This is a genomic window from Moraxella bovoculi 237 (assembly GCF_000696305.2).
GTDB lineage: Bacteria > Pseudomonadota > Gammaproteobacteria > Pseudomonadales > Moraxellaceae > Moraxella > Moraxella bovoculi.
The window spans coordinates 62,274-79,703 of sequence record NZ_AOMT01000022.1; the positions used below are offsets into that span (position 1 = coordinate 62,274).

Annotated in this window: 15 protein-coding genes; 7 read left to right on the forward strand and 8 right to left on the reverse strand. The window is 47.8% G+C overall.

Annotated features, from left to right (window positions below; all coding sequences use genetic code 11):
* Window positions 1-78: 78 nt before the first annotated feature.
* Window positions 79-819, forward strand: a complete 741-nt coding sequence (locus MBO_RS04935; protein WP_036364555.1) for a UTRA domain-containing protein — start codon at window positions 79-81, stop codon at window positions 817-819.
* Between the two features lie 54 nt (window positions 820-873).
* Here the strand turns inward: MBO_RS04935 and MBO_RS04940 are convergent, their stop codons facing one another.
* The 5 genes from MBO_RS04940 to MBO_RS04960 form a co-directional block, all read right to left on the reverse strand.
* Window positions 874-2,853 carry a TRAP transporter permease gene (locus MBO_RS04940; RefSeq protein WP_036364558.1) on the reverse strand — a complete coding sequence of 660 codons (1,980 nt, stop codon included), beginning with the start codon at window positions 2,851-2,853 and terminating at the stop codon, window positions 874-876.
* A gap of 76 nt (window positions 2,854-2,929) precedes the next feature.
* Entirely contained in the window at window positions 2,930-3,445 is a 516-nt protein-coding gene (locus tag MBO_RS04945) for a DUF1850 domain-containing protein (protein ID WP_052585314.1), read from the reverse strand.
* 13 nt (window positions 3,446-3,458) lie between these two features.
* Complete coding sequence (locus MBO_RS04950; RefSeq protein WP_227712672.1) at window positions 3,459-4,463, reverse strand: TAXI family TRAP transporter solute-binding subunit; 1,005 nt, start codon at window positions 4,461-4,463, stop codon at window positions 3,459-3,461.
* Between the two features lie 238 nt (window positions 4,464-4,701).
* A complete protein-coding gene (locus MBO_RS04955) occupies window positions 4,702-5,058 on the reverse strand; it encodes a cell division protein ZapA (RefSeq protein ID WP_036364561.1) in 357 nt (118 codons plus the stop codon).
* Between the two features lie 27 nt (window positions 5,059-5,085).
* Window positions 5,086-5,445 (reverse strand): hypothetical protein, encoded by a 360-nt coding sequence (locus tag MBO_RS04960; RefSeq protein WP_036364564.1) that lies wholly within the window; start codon window positions 5,443-5,445, stop codon window positions 5,086-5,088.
* A 188-nt stretch (window positions 5,446-5,633) separates the two neighbouring features.
* Here MBO_RS04960 and MBO_RS04965 point away from each other — a divergent pair, with 188 nt between their 5' ends.
* Entirely contained in the window at window positions 5,634-6,269 is a 636-nt protein-coding gene (locus MBO_RS04965; protein WP_036364568.1) for a UPF0149 family protein, read from the forward strand.
* A 68-nt stretch (window positions 6,270-6,337) separates the two neighbouring features.
* The gene (gene ribF, locus MBO_RS04970) at window positions 6,338-7,306 is read left to right on the forward strand and encodes a bifunctional riboflavin kinase/FAD synthetase (protein WP_036364571.1); all 969 of its coding nucleotides are present in this window, start codon (window positions 6,338-6,340) and stop codon (window positions 7,304-7,306) included.
* Between the two features lie 70 nt (window positions 7,307-7,376).
* Here the strand turns inward: ribF and MBO_RS04975 are convergent, their stop codons facing one another.
* Together MBO_RS04975 and miaB are read right to left on the reverse strand one after the other, a co-directional pair.
* Window positions 7,377-7,625, reverse strand: a complete 249-nt coding sequence (locus tag MBO_RS04975; protein ID WP_036364574.1) for a DUF2789 family protein — start codon at window positions 7,623-7,625, stop codon at window positions 7,377-7,379.
* Window positions 7,626-7,762: 137 nt separating this feature from the next.
* Window positions 7,763-9,229 (reverse strand): tRNA (N6-isopentenyl adenosine(37)-C2)-methylthiotransferase MiaB, encoded by a 1,467-nt coding sequence (miaB, locus tag MBO_RS04980; protein WP_036364577.1) that lies wholly within the window; start codon window positions 9,227-9,229, stop codon window positions 7,763-7,765.
* A gap of 256 nt (window positions 9,230-9,485) precedes the next feature.
* Between miaB and MBO_RS04985 the strand changes: the two genes are divergently transcribed.
* From MBO_RS04985 to cysS, 4 genes are all read left to right on the forward strand, one after another.
* Window positions 9,486-11,510 carry a lytic transglycosylase domain-containing protein gene (locus MBO_RS04985; protein ID WP_036364580.1) on the forward strand — a complete coding sequence of 675 codons (2,025 nt, stop codon included), beginning with the start codon at window positions 9,486-9,488 and terminating at the stop codon, window positions 11,508-11,510.
* 135 nt (window positions 11,511-11,645) lie between these two features.
* On the forward strand, window positions 11,646-13,193 hold the full coding sequence (locus tag MBO_RS04990; protein ID WP_036364583.1) for a phospholipase D family protein: 1,548 nt from the start codon (window positions 11,646-11,648) through the stop codon (window positions 13,191-13,193).
* A 190-nt stretch (window positions 13,194-13,383) separates the two neighbouring features.
* Complete coding sequence (locus MBO_RS04995; RefSeq protein ID WP_036364585.1) at window positions 13,384-14,373, forward strand: malate dehydrogenase; 990 nt, start codon at window positions 13,384-13,386, stop codon at window positions 14,371-14,373.
* Window positions 14,374-14,604: 231 nt separating this feature from the next.
* Complete coding sequence (gene cysS, locus MBO_RS05000; RefSeq protein ID WP_036364587.1) at window positions 14,605-16,044, forward strand: cysteine--tRNA ligase; 1,440 nt, start codon at window positions 14,605-14,607, stop codon at window positions 16,042-16,044.
* Window positions 16,045-16,101: 57 nt separating this feature from the next.
* Here the strand turns inward: cysS and MBO_RS05005 are convergent, their stop codons facing one another.
* Window positions 16,102-17,406 (reverse strand): homoserine dehydrogenase, encoded by a 1,305-nt coding sequence (locus tag MBO_RS05005; RefSeq protein ID WP_036364589.1) that lies wholly within the window; start codon window positions 17,404-17,406, stop codon window positions 16,102-16,104.
* Between the last annotated feature and the right edge of the window lie 24 nt (window positions 17,407-17,430).

Below are 17,430 nucleotides of genomic sequence, written 5' to 3' on the forward strand. Positions count from 1 at the left end.
AGTTCTCAAACTTGCGCTAAATTCATTGAATAACCCAAAGGCTTTTAGTATGATGTATATTTTAAGCAGTAGATAATCATGACCGCCAAAACACCCGCTTATCTTCGCATCAAACAGGACATTCTGACCAGAATCCACGCAGGGGAGTGGGTTGTCGGCTCAGCCATCCCAACAGAGATGGTGCTGACGAAGGAGTTTGGTGTGGCGCGCATGACGGTGAATCGCGCCTTAAAGGAGCTGACTGATGAGCGAGTGCTTGAGCGTCGCCAAGGTTCAGGGACGTTCGTCGCGCAGCAAAAATTCAACCGAGCCTATGTCAATATCCGTAACATCGCTCATGACATTGAGCAGCAGGGCAAACGTTATACCGCCAAAGTCCTTTCTAAATCCATCATCTGCCATGCTGACATAGAATCCCACCTAAGATCGGCATTATTAAATGAATTTGCACTTATCTCCGATGGCTTGGAGGGCGATCAGCCGGCAATCTTCGAGGTAAAGGTTCTACACTTAGCGGATGATACGCCTGTGCAGTATGAGGAGCGCTGGGTGAATGCTGAGCTTTTGCCTGAGTTCATTGAGCAGGATTTTAGTCAGGTGAACACGAGTGAATTTCTGATTGCTAATTTGCCGCTGGAATATGGCAGCTATACCATAAGTGCTGTCAATGCTGATGATCAGGTAGCGGCTGCTCTACAGATCCAGTCACATGATGCGGTGCTGTTACTAGGTCGTAAGACGCACTCGCGTGGGCAGGTCGCTACAGTTGCGCAGCTGTGGCACGCAGGCGATCAGCATCAGTTTAGTGGGATGTTGTGATGATACTAAACAAAAGGCCAAACTTCTTAGTTTGGCTTTTTGTTTTTATGCTGGTTAAGCGATTGCGCGCTTTGACATTTTGATATTCAGGCCGATAATCAGCACAACCACGACGACACCAATAAGGTCAGTCATGGTCTCAGGAATGATTAGGCAGAATGCACCTGCAGCCAGCACAATGCGCTGCCATGATGGCATATTGGTCTTAAAATAGCCTTCAACAGCGGCTGATAACGCCAATACACCAACGATCGAGGTCGCGGCCACAGTGGCAATGACGTGCCATGCAGGCATTGCAAATTCTTTGGCAGTAACTGCTGCGTCTGCCACATCGATCATCATCATGTTGGGGTTATACACGAACATGAATGGCACGATGAAGCCTGCTAGCGCAAGTTTCAATGACTGCCAACCTGTCTTCATCGGGTCGCCACCCGAGATGCCCGCACCTGCAAAGGCTGCCAGAGCGACAGGCGGAGTGATGTTAGCAAAGATGCCAAAGTAGAACACAAACATGTGAGCCACTAACACAGGCACATCAAAGCTTGCCAAAGCTGGTGCCGCCATCGTTGCAGTGATGATATAGGCAGGAATTGACGGTAGACCCATGCCAAGCACCATTGAGGCAAGCATGGTCAATAGCAATGTCAAAAATAGCGAACCTGCGCCCAGAGTTACGATCGATGATGTCATCACCGTGCCAAAGCTGGTTAGGTTAACCACACCAATAACGATGCCGACCACCGCACAGGCCGCCATGACAGACAGGGATTGTTTCGCGCCATCTACGAGTGCCGCCACGATGTCGGAGAACCCCATGCGCGTCTCAGGGCGAAACCAGCTGATGACAACCGTTGCGCCGATCGTGTAGGCAGCAGCATAGCCAACAGGCACATTGTTCGCCAGTAAATACACCAAAAAGGCGATAGGCAGTAGCATGTGACCGCGAGCTTTTAGCACTTCTTTGGCGCGTGGTAAGTCAGCTTTTGGGACGCCGCGCAGGTTGTTTTTACCTGCTCGAAAATGCACCTGAGCGATGACACCTAGATAATAAAGCAGTGCAGGTAGTACCGCCGCCAAGGCGATGGTGCTATATTTGACACCTGTGGTCTCTGCCATGATGAAGGCAGCCGCGCCCATGATTGGCGGTAGGATCTGCCCGCCGACAGAGGCGCTGGCCTCAACCGCGCCAGCAAAGTCCTTGCTGTAGCCCACGCGCTTCATCAGCGGAATGGTGAATGCACCTGTACCGACAACGTTAGCAACCGCAGCGCCATTGATTGAGCCCATGAAGCCACTTGAGATGACCGCGACTTTGGCAGGACCGCCTTGCTTATGACCCGCCAAAGCAAGTGCCAAGTCATTAAACAGCTGCCCCATGCCAGAACGTGCTAAGAAAGCACCGAACAAGATAAACAGAAAAATAAAAGTCACAGAGGCGCCGATGGCGGTCGAGTACAGACCTTCGGTTTTTAGGTATAATTGCCCAAAAATATCACCCAGATCATACGGTCTGGTCAGCAGTCGATTGGGCATAAAGTCCATGTGGCTGACAAATGGATATGCCAAGAATATCAGTGCAAATACCGGCAGAATCCAGCCGGTGATGCGTCTTGCGCTCTCTAATACGACAAGCACCGTGATGGCTGAAAATATAATGTCAAGCTGATTCGGTATGCCGCCGCGCACGGTGACGATGTCTTGATATTGCCAAATCAAATAACCTGCCGTTGAAAATGATGCGATGAGCCACGCCCAATCGATAAGCGTGACTTTATTACGCACTGATTTTTTGGTGGCAGGATAGATAAGAAAAATCAGACCCACGCCCACAGCAACGTGAACAGAGCGCTGAATCAGCTCAGGCAGGGGGTTAAAAGTGATATAAAGGTGAAAAATAGAATAAGCGATGGCGATGGCGGCAATGATGTAATTGGTGGTCTTGCTAAGACCATTACGCGTGACCGATTCGCGATCGTATTTTTCTAGAATTTCTTGTACATTCGCCTCAGGCGATGGCGTGTTGTTACTCATAAATAAAATCCAGTGACTGACTTACAATGCCATAAACTTGGCGTGATAAATGCTTTCCCATCAATTCAGTATCCAATTAACCATTCGTACCATTCGACATGGCCTTGCACTGTGGTAGGGTGATATATTGCCAAGCGGTTAGCTTCTTAGGGCGAATGTTCACCACGCTGCGATCCTCTACCATCTGATGAATTGGCATGATGGCGGAGTGTGCTTCTACAGCATCGCCCATGACAATCTCGCCTTGCATGTTATGCGATACAAGCCAATTAAGTTCATCCATGGGTAGATTAACGAGCTGTCCTAGATAGCCATCAGGTGCGCGTGTCGGTTCACCAAGATTGGGCGTACCTGCACCAAAGGTCTGTAGATAGGTTTTGGTTACAATAAGATCAGGATAATGTAGTTGATATACTTCTTGCCAATACTGTTTTTCGACCGAGTGTCGCCATTTTAGACTAAAGGTATCAGGCAGTTGGCAATGAATGGGCTGTGCATGAATCACAATGGTTGGCTTGATTGGCAGTGTTATGCCAATCGCCATTAAAGCAGCTGCCATCACGACAGCTGCTTTAATGTAATGAGTTGCCATAATCGATTAATGATTATTTAGCGACTTCATCATAGTAGCGTTTAGCACCTGGATGTAGCGGTGCAATAAGACCGTTTTGGGCGTTCTCAACGCTGATGTCGTTAGCAGCTTGGTGAGCGCTTTTTAGTGTCTCAAGGTTTTCAAAGAATGATTTGGTTAGCTTGTACACGTCGTCATCGCTCATGTCAGAGCGCACCACCAGAGCGTTCAAGATGGCTGCGGTCGGTATGTCAGCTTCGTTGCCATAAGTGCCTGCTGGGATGTCCATCGGGATAAAGAAAGTCTTGGTTTGAGCGATTTGTGCCAGTTTGTCGGCAGGAACGCTGACGATCTGTAAATCGAAGCCTTGTTCTAGCTCCATGAGTGATGAGTTTGGCAGACCACTGGTTAGGAATGCTGCATCCAGTTTGCCTGATTTTAGGCTGTCGGCAGCTTCTGCATAGCCCAGATAATCGACTTTGATGTCTTTATAAGTGATGCCAAAGCCTTCAAGTAGGGCGCGAGTTGCCACTTCAACGCCAGAGCCTTGAGCGCCAACTGCCACACGCTTGCCTTTTAGATCTTCGATGGATGTGATGCCTGATGCGCCTGATGCTACGATTTGCACGTAGTTAGGATATAGGCTGGCAATTTGAGAGACGCCATCGATCTTGGTAGTGAAGCTATTTTGACCATTAATGGCATCGCTTAGCGCGTCGCTCATGACGAATGCCATCTCTAGTTTCTTTTGAGCCAGTAGGTTTAGGTTCTCAACTGAAGCGCCTGTGGTCTGGGTTTTGGCATTCACGCCAAAGGCTTTGGCATATTGTTCGGTCATCGCCGTACCAATGATGTTATAAGGGCCAGATGCACCGCCTGTACCAACGGTTACGAATTTGGTTTCTAGCTTATCAGCAGCTGTGACCGCAGCAGCATCACCTGCTTTCGTTTCGGCTTTATCGCCGCCACATGCAGCTAGCAGCGCAGCAGATAGACCAAGCGTCATTGCTAATGCCAAAGTTTTTAATGTCATTGCCATGGTGATTTCCTTTAAAAATCTCTAAAAATAAAGCCGTCGCCAAATGCGTCTCGGCACAGCATAAGATGCGTACAGGGCGCAAGTTAAAGTCGCAATTTAACTAAATTGAAATAATTTGTCAATACATCTTACGCAAATGATTTTATTGATAATCAAAAAAAATCGCCAAATCTCAACAAGATTCGTTCAGGTGATGAATCTTGTCGGAGCTTGGCGACTGCTTGGGTGTGTTAGGAGATTATCTTAAAATCGACTGTGCGTCTTTATTGATCTTATCGATCAGGGCGGTCGCTTGACTATTCTCGTGTCTGCGGTTATGAGCGTCTTGAGCTAAGGTTTGTACTTGGTCGTATAGATCTAGACAGACGAGCACTAGAAGCTCTTCGTTATTAGGGGCTTTGCCTTTGATCTCACGGCGGATGTCGCGAATTTTTTCATTCAACTTCTCAGCGGCCGCTTCAAGAGACTTTACTTCATTGACAGGGCAGATGATGCGATGCGGCGTGCCTGCGATGCTGATGTGAACAGGCTTAAATTCAGGTTGGTCTTTTACGATTAGCTCGCTTGGGTTTGTGTCTTGGATTTGGTCTGTCATGGCGATGTCCTTTTATCTGCTGTTATTTTAGTGTTGGTTGTCGATGCGAGTTAGCCATTCTTGGATTATTTCGGCGCGCGAGATGGCAAGTGCATTTTTGTCTTTAAGTTCTCGGTTGTGCGTGTTAAGAGATTGATTTTGTTCAACCAATTCTTCAATCTGAGCCTGTAGGGCATTGCGAGACTGCTCAAGAGAATTGGCCCGATCTGTCTGTGAGTGTAGCTCTTGGGTGGTTTTCTCAAGGCGAAGCTGCAAATCGCTGATGATGGCAGGGCTGGTGTCATTGGCAAGCTTATGCTTTAGGTTGGCAAGCTCGGTTGCGGTGACGTTGTACTGCTTTTTCATCTCTAAAATGGTTTGTTCAAGCGCTTGAAGCTGTCTGATCATGGTGTGTCCTTGTAAGTCATCGGAGCAATTTAAAAATATTTCTCCCATATTATCACGCCAGTGTACACAGCTGTCAAATTTTTCTTTTAATTGAGCGAATTTGCGTGAAATATGTCCAAAATCATCGCCCAGCCCTTGTGTTTTTTGAAAATGATGGCATAAATAGGGTTATTTTATCGGAGATGGCTATGAGTGATTTTTTGTCAGGTTGGGATGATTGGTCGGCAGCGTTTGCTGATTGGTCTGATGTGTCGATCAGTGAGCTGCACGGCATCATGACGGGTGTCATGACAGCATGTCATGCGACCGATGAAGAGGGCTGGACTCGACTGCTAGAAGAACTTAGCTTTGCATTGCCAAATCAAAAGGCATTGGAGCTATTAACTGAGTATGGCGAGGATGTCAGCTTCGCCCTTAAAGACAAAGATGACGCCTATGCTTATGAGCCGCTGGTGCCAGATGATGAGCATGACCTGTATGAACGCGTGCTTGCCCTAAAAGATTGGGCGGGTGGCTATATTACAGGCATCGGTGTGACGGGTGTTAGCCTGACCGCCGAAGAGCGCGAAGTGATCAAAGATCTATCGCAGATCGCCGCCATTCGCCTAGATGACGAAGAAGAGATTGAGGTGGGCGAGGAGATGTGGCTGCACCTGTTCGAGTTCGCGCGTATGGTGCCTGTCAGTTTATCCACCAAAAAACGCATTGATGTCATGAGCCTGCCCATCATCAAGGGGCTTGATGTTAATGCAAAAACCGCCCAAGAAGTTGCCGCACAGAAGGATGGGGCGCTGTTCATCGATGCAATGGCGAAAAAACAATAAGCCAAAGACCGTTATCAGCATGACAAAATGTGCTAAAATAGCCATTTTGTCAGCGTATCGCTCATTTTATGAAAGTCATTGATCTAAATATCGCCCATCCTGCTAACCTGCCACCCTTGGCGCTTACCATCGGCAACTACGATGGCGTGCATCAAGGACATCAGGCAATGCTTGGCGCACTTATCAAAGACGCACAACAAAAGGGTCTGGCATCTGCGGTGATGGTGTTCGAGCCGCAGCCTCGAGAGTTCTTTTGCCCTGATGATCCACCACCGCGCTTAACCAGCCTGCCTGAGAAAGCACAAATCATGACAGGCTTAGGTGTTGATTATCTGATCGTGGCGCGATTTGATGATGAGTTACGTCAGCTGTCAGCAGATGCCTTTGCTGAGCTTTTGCGTAAGTTGAACACCCAGCATCTGGTGCTTGGCGATGATTTTCGCTTTGGTCATGATCGCATGGGTGATACGGATTTTTTGATTCGGTCAGGGCTTAGCGTTGATCATCTATCAACGGTATCGAACGATGATGTTCGCATCAGCTCGACAGCGGTCAGAGAGGCATTGTCTGAGCAGAATCTTGCGCTGGCTAAGACATTGCTTGGGCGAGATTATGCGATCACAGGCGAGGTGGTTCATGGTAATAAAATTGGTCGAACGCTTGATTTTGCCACCGCGAATGTTAGTTTGAGCCGCCTTAAGCCTGCCGTCAATGGCATCTATGGTGCGGATGTTTTTGCTTATAAAGAAGGCAAAGTGATTGATTTGTCCGCGCTTGGCGGTGGTGTATTAGGCATACAAGCGGGTAGTCTATTCGGTACGGTCAATGTCGGCACACGCCCAAGTGTCAATGGCTCAGATTATCGTCTTGAGGTGCACTTGCCTGATTTTAATGCTGATCTGTATGGCATGACCTTAAAAGTGGTGTTCTTAACCTATCTGCACGGCGAAAAAAAGTATGCCAATCTTGATGAGCTAAAAGCAGGCATCACTAAAGATGTTGCGGATTTATTGGCTTGGCGCGCTCAGATTGTCTGATTAATCTATCATGCCAAAATAAAAGCACCTCCATTGGGTGCTTTCATTGCGCTTCATATTGTACTTTGCATTAGTTTTGCATATTGTCCGAGTGCAGGCGTGAATTTAGCTCATCAATTGGACCTGTCCAAACCGCATCAAGCTTATACTCTTCTTTTAAGAAAGCGCGCTGCTGCTCTGTCCAAAATGGTGCTTCCACCAGTTTTACTTCTTCAGGTAGCTGATTGGCCTTGATGAAGGTATCCACTGCTTCGTCAGAGCATTCTAGTCCTAATTGTTTGAATAGTTCGTTGATGTTGTATTCGATGTCACCTAGCATGATTTTCTCCTTGTTGGCTGTGTGATCTCGACAGGCTTTTTGCTTATCGATAGATTGATTGTAACACAGTTAAAAAATTTTATAAGGCTAAAATCTTGCTAGAATGTACGGCTTTTGTAGGCGAGATTTTGGACAGATTAATCCAAAATCTCAACCAATTCACCTTCCACTAGATGCATGCTGATGGCGCGTGTCACGTGGATATTGACAAGTTTGCCCAGCAGCTCATCACTGCCTTTGAAGATCACAGAGCGGGTGTTGTCTGCCGTGCCATGAAGGTAGCCTTCGCGGCGGTTGGCGTGCTCTTCGACCAGTACGCGTACAGTCTGACCGACCATGGCGTACGTCTTGGCAAAGGTGGAGTCTTTGATGACTTCTTGGAAGGCGGCCAGTCGTGCTTTTTTGGTGTCTAGGCTGACATCATCAGGCAGATCTGATGCAGGCGTGCCAGGGCGCTTTGAGTAAATAAAGCTATAAGAATGATCAAAATCCAAATCTTTGGCAAGCTGCAGCGTGTCATTAAAATCTGCATCCGTCTCACCTGGAAAGCCGATAATAAAGTCGGAGGATAGGTGTAGGTCGGGACGGATCGCTTTTAATTTGCTGATTTGATTGATGTAAACATCAATGGTGTGGTTGCGCTTCATCGCTGCCAGCACGTTGTTCGAGCCGCTTTGGACAGGCAAATGCAAGTGTGAGACGAGCTTTGGCAATGTCTTATAGGCATCGATGATATCATCGGTGAATTCAAGCGGGTGGCTGGTGGTGTAGCGAATGCGCTCAATGCCGTCAATGTGCGAGACGTAGTGCAACAGCTCGCTGAAGCGGCAGATGCTGCCGTCGTCTTTCTCGCCGCGGTAGCCGTTCACGTTTTGACCCAGAAGGTTGATTTCGCGGACGCCTTGTTCGGCAAGGCTGTCAATCTCGGCAAGTACGTCATCTAACGGGCGAGACAGCTCTTCGCCACGCGTATAAGGAACGACGCAGAATGAGCAGTATTTTGAGCAGCCTTCCATGATGGAGACGAATGCCTTATAGCCTTCGACACGTGGTTCTGGTAGGAAGTCGAATTTTTCGATGCTTGGGAACGAAACATCCACGACACCGATGCGATTGCGTGGCACTTCATCGACTTGTTTGGTGGATTTATTATAAAGTTCTGGCAAGCGGTGTAGGGTCTGCGGACCAAATACCATGTCCACAAAAGGCGCGCGCTTTTGGATGTTGTCGCCTTCTTGGGATGCCACGCAGCCGCCCACGCCGATGATGAGGTCGGGATTTTTAAGTTTTAGTTTGCGCCAGCGACCCAGTTCGGAGAAGACTTTTTCTTGGGCTTTTTCGCGAATGGAGCAAGTGTTCATGATGAGCACATCTGCTTCATTGATGTCGTTGGTAACTAGCATGCCATGACTGTCGCCAAGCACATCACCCATTTTTTTGGAGTCGTATTCGTTCATCTGGCAGCCTTGCGTGACGATGTAGACTTTTTTTGGTGCATCGCTTGACTTGATGTCGCCAGAATTTGCCATGACTGACAACTCTTGGTGTTCTATGGTTTGGGTAGGTTTTTGATGTGCTTTGGGATTGAAGGTAGCAACGGTCATGGTTTTCTCCAAGGGATTGCTGACAAAAGGAATTTCAAAAAACTCATCATTATAACATGGGTTGGTGCATTGAGCGAATTTTTTGTCAAAAAACGCCCAAGATTTAGCTAAAAGCAGGGAATTTACAACTTTTATACAAGGTTGTTAGATGAATTTGTTAGGCTATGTTGCATTTGTCTGTTTTGCGATGTTCAAGGTGTTGAGTTTGGCGAGATGGATTGATTTTAAGACTTAAAGCAGATTGAAGAAGGGTGTTATGCCAAAATTTAGCAAAAATGGTCAAAAACTGGGGTTGTTATCGGCGCTGTGCGGAGCGATCTTAATGCAGGTGGCGTGTGCACAGGGCAATGCTGGTGATGGAAGTATTTATCAGTTTATCGATGCTGAACGCCAAAAATCAAGCCCCAACGCGATGCGCCAATACGAGCAAAGCATGCAAGGATCACTGTTTGCTGCCTACCCTGAATACTGGCGACTCAACTATAACCTATCTGCTCAAGATCCGCAGACGGTGAATAACTTTGTCACCAAGCACCCCGGTCAGGTGATGAGTGAAAAACTGGTCGCTGACTATGCCGAGGTCAAGGCGCGTGAGAGTGATTATGCGTCAGTGCGCGCGGTCGCAGCCAATGTGGAGAATGCTGATGCGTCGGAGGCTTGTGCGATTGCATTGGGCTTTAACCAAAGTAGTGAGTCTTATCGCGCATTAGAACAAAAACCTAACGTCTGGCTAAACACCAACATTAAGCAATCACTGTGCGATAAGCTTGCCCACGAGATGGCAGCGAACCCACGCATCACGCGCACTGACCAGCATGAGCAGCTGATCCGAATGATGCGCATCGATCGTAGACAGCTGTCAAGTCGTCGAGCACCACTGGACAAAGTGAGCGAGATTCTAGATTTGTCATCACGATTGGGTCTGCCGATTTCCTTTGAGACGTTGCGCGGGGTTGCCAATAATCCAAACGGTTTTTTTGGGCAATTTAGCAGCCAAGGCTACAGCGATGTGAATCAGTATCTGTACATCTATGCCATCAGTCAGCTGGCGCATCGCTCATACAATGAAGCGATCATGCAGCTAAGCTATGACATCAGCCAAGACAACAACCGCTCAACCAAGCTGCTGTCTGACATGGCGCGCCGTTATGCTTACCGTAGTATCGCTGTTAAGCGCATGAACATGAATACTGATGACGGCTTTAGCATGGATGCGGTGACTTGGTTTAGAAACAGCATGGGCGAGCCATTCAACCTAGAAGAAGCTGAAGACTATGCGCAGGCGGCGATTTATTTTGGACAATGGCAGGACGTGGTGTCAGCCATCACTCAGATGAGTGCCATCCATCAAGGTGAACGCATTTGGCAATACTGGCTGGCGCGCGGCTATGAACAAACCGGCAAACAAAACGACGCCCGTAAAATCTACCAAAGCCTAGCCACAGGCGTGGATTATTATGGACTGCTGGCAAAAGACAGATTGGGTCAGCAGCTAAGCCTATCTGAGATTGGCGGTAATGCACTGCCGAACATCAGCGCCCAAGACAGCGCACGCGTGATGAGGGATCCACACTTTGCGCGCGCATTCGTTATGATGAGCAATAATGTCAGCCCTGAGCATTCAGGGCGTGAGTGGAACTGGGCGGTCAAAAAAGCCCGCGATGCCAACGATAACACGCTGGCATTGGCTGCTGCCAAGCGCGCGCATGATCTAGGACTGTATCATCGTAGCATCTACGCCATCGACAACATGCCAAACCTAAGAGCTGCCGCGCTGTCTCACCCGATGCCTTATCAGAATAGCGTCATGTCATACAGTCGCAATGTCGGCATCGACCCTGCGTGGGCATACGGCATCATGCGTCAAGAAAGTCGTTTTCAACCGACGGCACGCTCAGGAGTGGGTGCAGGTGGCTTGATGCAAATCATGCCAAGCACTGCCAATCAAATTGCTCGCAGCATGGGTGAGCCATCAGGCAACATGAATCGCCCAGAGACGAATATTCGCTATGGTACCTGGTATCTCAATGATTTGGCAAATAAGTCTGGTGGGCAGATTACGGTGGCCACCGCAGGTTATAATGCTGGGTTGGGTGCGGCAAGAAAATGGTTGCCATCGCATGGTGCGATCAGTGCGGATCAATATGTTGAGGCGATTCCTTATTTTGAAACTCGTGATTATGTCAAGCATGTCATGGAAAATGCAACGATTTATAGTACGCTACTTGGCAACCCAATACCCATCAGTCAGCGCATGGGTACGGTATCGCCCAGATACTAGGCGAATCAGCATCGATAGTAAAACACCGTTTATCATAAGCAGTGTTTTTATTTATCCACCTGGGTCATTATTTTATGTGGTTTTTATTGGATGAATGTTTTATGATGGGTGTGTTTTAAGATATTGCTGGGGTTTATGAAAATTATAAAATACATGGTGGCGGCGATTGTATTGCTATTGGCATTGCTGGTCATGGCTGCCATAATAAGCTATCGACCGCTTCCACAGAATGATGCACGCACGCCATCCACGACGCTGCCCATGGATGAATCAAGCTTGCTTGTCCATCACATCATGCAAGAGACAAGTCAGCATCCTGATAAGACGGGTGTTTATCCTTTTGCTAATGGTCTTGATTCTTTTGTGGCGCGATTGTCCTTGGTGGAGACGGCAAAGCATTCGCTCGATATTCGTTACTATATCTGGAAGAATGACATCTCGGGCGCGCTGCTCACTCAGCGGATATTCGCGGCAGCCGATCGTGGGGTGCGCGTTCGAATACTGCTTGATGATAATAGCATGGCGGGCATGGATGGCGTGCTTAAGGCGCTGGATAATCATCCTAATATCGAGGTGAGGTTATTTAACCCATTTATGCATCGTCGTTTCCGCTGGATTGGGTTTTTGAATGATTTTGATCGGCTTAATCAGCGCATGCATAACAAATCATTCACCGCTGATAGCACAATCTCGATCGTGGGTGGGCGCAATGTCGGTGATGAATATTTTGGTGCAGGCGATGGCATGATGTTCGCTGACATGGATGTGGCGGTGGTTGGTAAGGTGATGCCAGCGCTGAATGAGGATTTTGATGGTTATTGGGCGAGTGAGCGTGCTTATCCTGCCAATGCGATCATTCCAGATGACACCAAGCCTGCCGCCATCAGCGCCAAGCCGATCAATACGCAAGCTACCAAGCAGTACATCGATAAGCTTAGACAGTCGGATTATACCAGCAAACTGATTCATCATACAATTGAATTTTATTGGACAGATGCCAGATTGATTAGTGATAATCCCATGCGTGCGGATGAGGACTGGGAGGATACTGTTACGTCTCAGATTACGCCTTATTTTCAAAAGGCTAATAGCACCTTGACTATTGTTTCGCCTTATTTTGTGCCGACTGATGGCGGCGTGGTGCTGTTTAATAACATCGCCAGAGATACCGATGTTAAGATTCTTACCAATTCGCTCGCTGCCAACGATGTCGCTGCCGTGCATAGTGGCTACGCCAAATACCGAAAGCCGTTATTAAATGGCAACGTCGGTCTGTACGAACTTAAAACCGAAGCCGCGCCACTCATCCAAAAGAAAAACCAAGGCTTGGGCGGTAGCTATAGAGGTGGCAGTGGTTCGAGTCTTCATGCTAAGACTTTTATTGTCGATGAGCGTTATTTATTCGTCGGCTCGTACAATCTCGATCCGCGTTCTGCGATACACAACACTGAGATGGGGATTATTTTTGATACACCAGAGATGGCAGCCGTCGCGGAGCGTCAAATTCGTGCGCGCTTGACTGACATGGCATATCAGCTAAAGCTTGAGCAGGATAAGCTTGCTTGGCATAGCCAAGATGATGATGGTACTCACACTGTTCATTATCAAGATCCTGATACCAAGTGGCACAAGCGCTTTGCCGTGTGGCTCATGTCGTGGCTGCCGATTGAGTCGCTGCTTTGATTGATGTAATAATCTTATGGTCAATGATGAGCGACATCAAGAACAGCACCTAAATAAGCGCGTTAATTTTATGGCAAAAAACTTTGTCAATGCCATCAAAAAGTGCTACACTAAGATGATTTTGTGATTTTTGAAATGGTTTTGAAGTTGCAAAATTACCAAAATTTTACTTCTGTATAAGGATAATATCATGAGCAAACAACCTGTCCGTGTTGCGGTAACTGGTGCCGCTGGTCAAATCGGTTATAGCCTACTGTTCCGTATTGCTTCAGGCGAGATGCTTGGCAAGGATCAACCTGTCATTCTACAACTACTAGAAATCCCGAACGAAAAAGCACAACAAGCTCTACAAGGCGTTATCATGGAGCTAGATGACTGCGCATTTCCACTACTTCAAGACGTGATTGGTACTGACGATCCAAACGTGGCATTCAAAGATGCAGACTATGCCCTATTGGTAGGTGCGCGTCCTCGTGGTCCTGGCATGGAGCGTGCTGACCTACTTCAAGAAAACGCAAAAATCTTCACCGTTCAAGGCAAAGCACTAAACGACGTAGCTAGCCGTGACGTTAAAGTATTGGTGGTAGGCAACCCTGCAAACACCAACGCATACATCGCCATGAAGTCAGCGCCAGATCTACCTGCTAAGAACTTCACCGCAATGCTTCGCCTAGACCACAACCGTGCGCTAACTCAAGTAGCTAAGAAAACTGGCACTGCAGTTAAAGACATCAAAAACCTGACTGTATGGGGTAACCACAGCCCAACCATGTACGCAGACTATCGTTTTGCGACAGTCAATGGCGAATCTGTAAAAGACATGATCAACGACCAAGAGTGGAATGCTAACACTTTCCTACCTACCGTCGGTAAGCGTGGCGCAGCGATCATCGAAGCGCGCGGCCTGTCATCAGCAGCGTCAGCAGCGAACGCAGCCATCGACCACATGCGTGACTGGGCTCTAGGCTCAAACGGTGAGTGGGTAACCATGGGTATCCCATCTGATGGTTCATACGGTATCCCAGAAGGCGTAATGTTCGGCTTCCCTGTAACGACCGAAAATGGTGAATACGAAATCGTTCAAGGTCTTGAGATCGACGAATTCAGCCAAGAGCGTATCAACATCACGCTTAAAGAGCTAGAAGAAGAGCGTTCAGCGATTGATCACCTATTTAACTAATCCTTGGATTGTTGAATCAAAAACACCCTTAATATTAAGGGTGTTTTTTTGTGGCTGCTATGATGGCGGCTTAATCTATTCTGCGTTTGGTATTTTTATTGAACTGTATGAATTCTAAGATTAAATTTGTTGTGTTTTTCTGATTTTGGTGTGGTTTTGTGGGGGAAATTATGGCATTTTGGGTAAATTTTCGGTATGATAATGCGTTTAAATTGACAATTCGGATTTGCCATGAGTATTTTTGCCAACCATCAAGACAATCTAAAACTCTACAACACCATGACCGCCGATAAGCAAACCTTTGTTCCGCTAGAAGCAGGTAAGGTCGGCATGTATGTGTGCGGCATGACGGTGTATGATTATTGTCATATCGGTCATGCGCGCGTGATGGTGGCGTTTGACGTGATTTATCGACACTTGATGTCGCTTGGCTTTGATGTGAGTTATGTGCGCAACATCACCGACATTGATGATAAGATCATCTACCGCGCCAATGAAAATGGCGAGAGCATAAATCAGCTCACCGAGCGATTCATCAAAGCCATGCATGAGGATGCAGATGCCTTGGGCTGTCTGCGTCCGAACATTGAGCCTAAGGCGACTGAGCACATCAATGAGATGCAGAATATCATCAGTACTTTGATGGACAAGAATCATGCCTATACTAAGGGCGGCGATGTGTATTATGCGGTTGATAGTTTTAAGGATTATGGCAAGCTGTCCAAGCGAAATCTTGATGAGATGCAGGCGGGTAGGCGCGTGGACGTGGCAGATGATAAAGCCAATCCCTTTGACTTTGTGCTGTGGAAGCGCGCCAAAGCGGGCGAACCTGCGTGGGAAAGTCCTTGGGGTGATGGTCGCCCGGGTTGGCACATTGAATGCTCGGCGATGAGCGGCTGCTGCCTTGGTGAGACTTTTGACATTCATGGCGGTGGACATGATTTACAATTTCCCCACCATGAGAATGAAATCGCCCAGTCCGAAGCTTGCACAGGCAAGACCTACGCCAATCATTGGCTACATGTTGGTTTTATCAATGTCGATGGCGAGAAGATGAGTAAGTCTTTGGGGAATTTCTCAACCATCAAAGACGTGCTTGCCAAATTCCACGGCGAGACAGTGCGATTCTTTATCTTATCCAGTCATTATCGCAGTCAGGTCAATTTCTCTGATACGTCACTTACCGAGACTCATACTGCCATCAGCCGCCTATATCACGCCCTAAAATCAGCCGAGAGTGTGGTTGAGATTATCGTTGATGCCGATATCGTTCAAGCGGACTTCGCCAAAGCTTATGCTGATGAATTCGTGCAGGCGATGAATGATGACTTTAATACGCCTAAGGCGATCAGTACGCTATTCTCGGTGGCAGGCGAGATAAATAAAGCCATCAATGCGGGCGATAATGAAGCTGTCAGAAACTACGGCGTACTGCTTAAGACGCTGGCAAGCGGGCTTGGTCTGCTTGAGGTATCTGCCAATGAGTTCTTGCAAGCAAGCCTATCGGATGATGGTCTAAGTGCCGATGAGATTGAAGCATTAATCCAAGCGCGTGCTGATGCCAAGGCAAATAAAGACTTCGCCAGAGCGGACGCCATTCGTAATGAACTAAAAGACAAAGGCGTGGAATTAGAAGACAGTCGTGCAGGTACGACCTGGCGCCGAATCTAATGATTGCTTGAACAATAAAAAAGAGCGCTGATAACGCTCTTTTTTTATTGAGTTGATTTATTCTTCTAGGCTTTCTAGGCGGATGCGCACCACAGGCTCGGTAACGGCATTTAGCCGTTCGATTTGCTTGATGGCTTCGTTCATTTGCTTTTCAAGCACTGGAAAGGTCAGGATAATGATTGGCACCAGTCCTGATTTATGAGCATCACGCTGTAAGATTGCATCGATGTTAATGCCATTGTCACTTAGGATGCGTGTGGTGTCAGCAAGCACGCCAAGCTCGTCTTTAACCGTTAGGCGCAGATAGTAGCCAGAAGTCATCTCGTCGCTAGATAGGATGCGCGTATCTGATAGCTCCTCGGGGACGAATGCCAAGTGGGGCACGTCGCTTGGCGTGGCGGCGGTGATGACATAGATCAGATCCATCACGTCAGCCATGACTGCTGATGCGGTCGCACCTGCACCTGCACCATCGCCATAATACAGGGATTGACCCAGTGGATGAGCATCGACCATCACAGCATTTTTTACGCCATTCACGTTAGCTAGTAAGGTGCTGTCTGGGATAAGGGTGGGGTGTACACGTAGCTCAAAGCCATTTTCGCGGCGAATGGCGAAGCCTAGGTGCTTGATGCTATAACCAAGCTCTTTGGCGTACACCACGTCTTGTAGGCTGACCTTGGTGATGCCTTCGCAATATACTTTATCAAACTGAATCGGGATACCAAAAGCGATCGATGCCAGCAGTGATAATTTATGCGCAGCATCAATACCTTCAACGTCAAAAGTAGGATCAGCTTCAGCATAGCCTAGCGCTTGAGCTTCTGCCAACACATCACCGAATTTGCGGTTTTTGGTTTGCATTTCGGTCATGATGAAGTTGCCAGTGCCATTGATGATGCCAGCTAGCCAGTCGATTTTGTTAGCGGCCAATGCTTCACGGATAATTTTGATGATGGGGATGCCGCCTGCGACCGCCGCTTCATAGCGTACTTGTACGCCGTATTCTTCGGCTAAGGCGAAGATTTCATTGCCGTGCTTGGCAAGCAACGCCTTGTTGGCGGTAACGACGTGTTTTTTGTGGCGGATTGCGTGCATTATGACATCCTTGGCAACATCAGTGCCACCAATGACTTCAATGACGATGTCCACATCATCAGCCTCTGCGATGGCAAGCAGATCAGCGCTTTGTTTGATGTTACTGTCAATGTCATCACGATGACGGCGCGTGCCGACGTGAGTGATGTTGATGATGTGTCCGCTGCGGCGTGCCAGCTCATTGGTGTTATCTTTTAGAAGACTAACCACCCCAGTACCAACGGTACCCAGACCTAATACGGCAAGATTGATTGACTTATTCACGGTATCGTTTCTCAAAAGTTGTCA

Coding starts and splice junctions, on each gene's coding strand:
- MBO_RS04935 (WP_036364555.1), top strand. CDS start 79: ATGACCGCCAAAACACCCGCTTATCTTCGCATCAAACAGGACATTCTG.
- MBO_RS04940 (WP_036364558.1), bottom strand. CDS start 2,853: ATGAGTAACAACACGCCATCGCCTGAGGCGAATGTACAAGAAATTCTA.
- MBO_RS04945 (WP_052585314.1), bottom strand. CDS start 3,445: ATGGCAACTCATTACATTAAAGCAGCTGTCGTGATGGCAGCTGCTTTA.
- MBO_RS04950 (WP_227712672.1), bottom strand. CDS start 4,463: ATGGCAATGACATTAAAAACTTTGGCATTAGCAATGACGCTTGGTCTA.
- MBO_RS04955 (WP_036364561.1), bottom strand. CDS start 5,058: ATGACAGACCAAATCCAAGACACAAACCCAAGCGAGCTAATCGTAAAA.
- MBO_RS04960 (WP_036364564.1), bottom strand. CDS start 5,445: ATGATCAGACAGCTTCAAGCGCTTGAACAAACCATTTTAGAGATGAAA.
- MBO_RS04965 (WP_036364568.1), top strand. CDS start 5,634: ATGAGTGATTTTTTGTCAGGTTGGGATGATTGGTCGGCAGCGTTTGCT.
- ribF (WP_036364571.1), top strand. CDS start 6,338: ATGAAAGTCATTGATCTAAATATCGCCCATCCTGCTAACCTGCCACCC.
- MBO_RS04975 (WP_036364574.1), bottom strand. CDS start 7,625: ATGCTAGGTGACATCGAATACAACATCAACGAACTATTCAAACAATTA.
- miaB (WP_036364577.1), bottom strand. CDS start 9,229: ATGACCGTTGCTACCTTCAATCCCAAAGCACATCAAAAACCTACCCAA.
- MBO_RS04985 (WP_036364580.1), top strand. CDS start 9,486: ATGCCAAAATTTAGCAAAAATGGTCAAAAACTGGGGTTGTTATCGGCG.
- MBO_RS04990 (WP_036364583.1), top strand. CDS start 11,646: ATGAAAATTATAAAATACATGGTGGCGGCGATTGTATTGCTATTGGCA.
- MBO_RS04995 (WP_036364585.1), top strand. CDS start 13,384: ATGAGCAAACAACCTGTCCGTGTTGCGGTAACTGGTGCCGCTGGTCAA.
- cysS (WP_036364587.1), top strand. CDS start 14,605: ATGAGTATTTTTGCCAACCATCAAGACAATCTAAAACTCTACAACACC.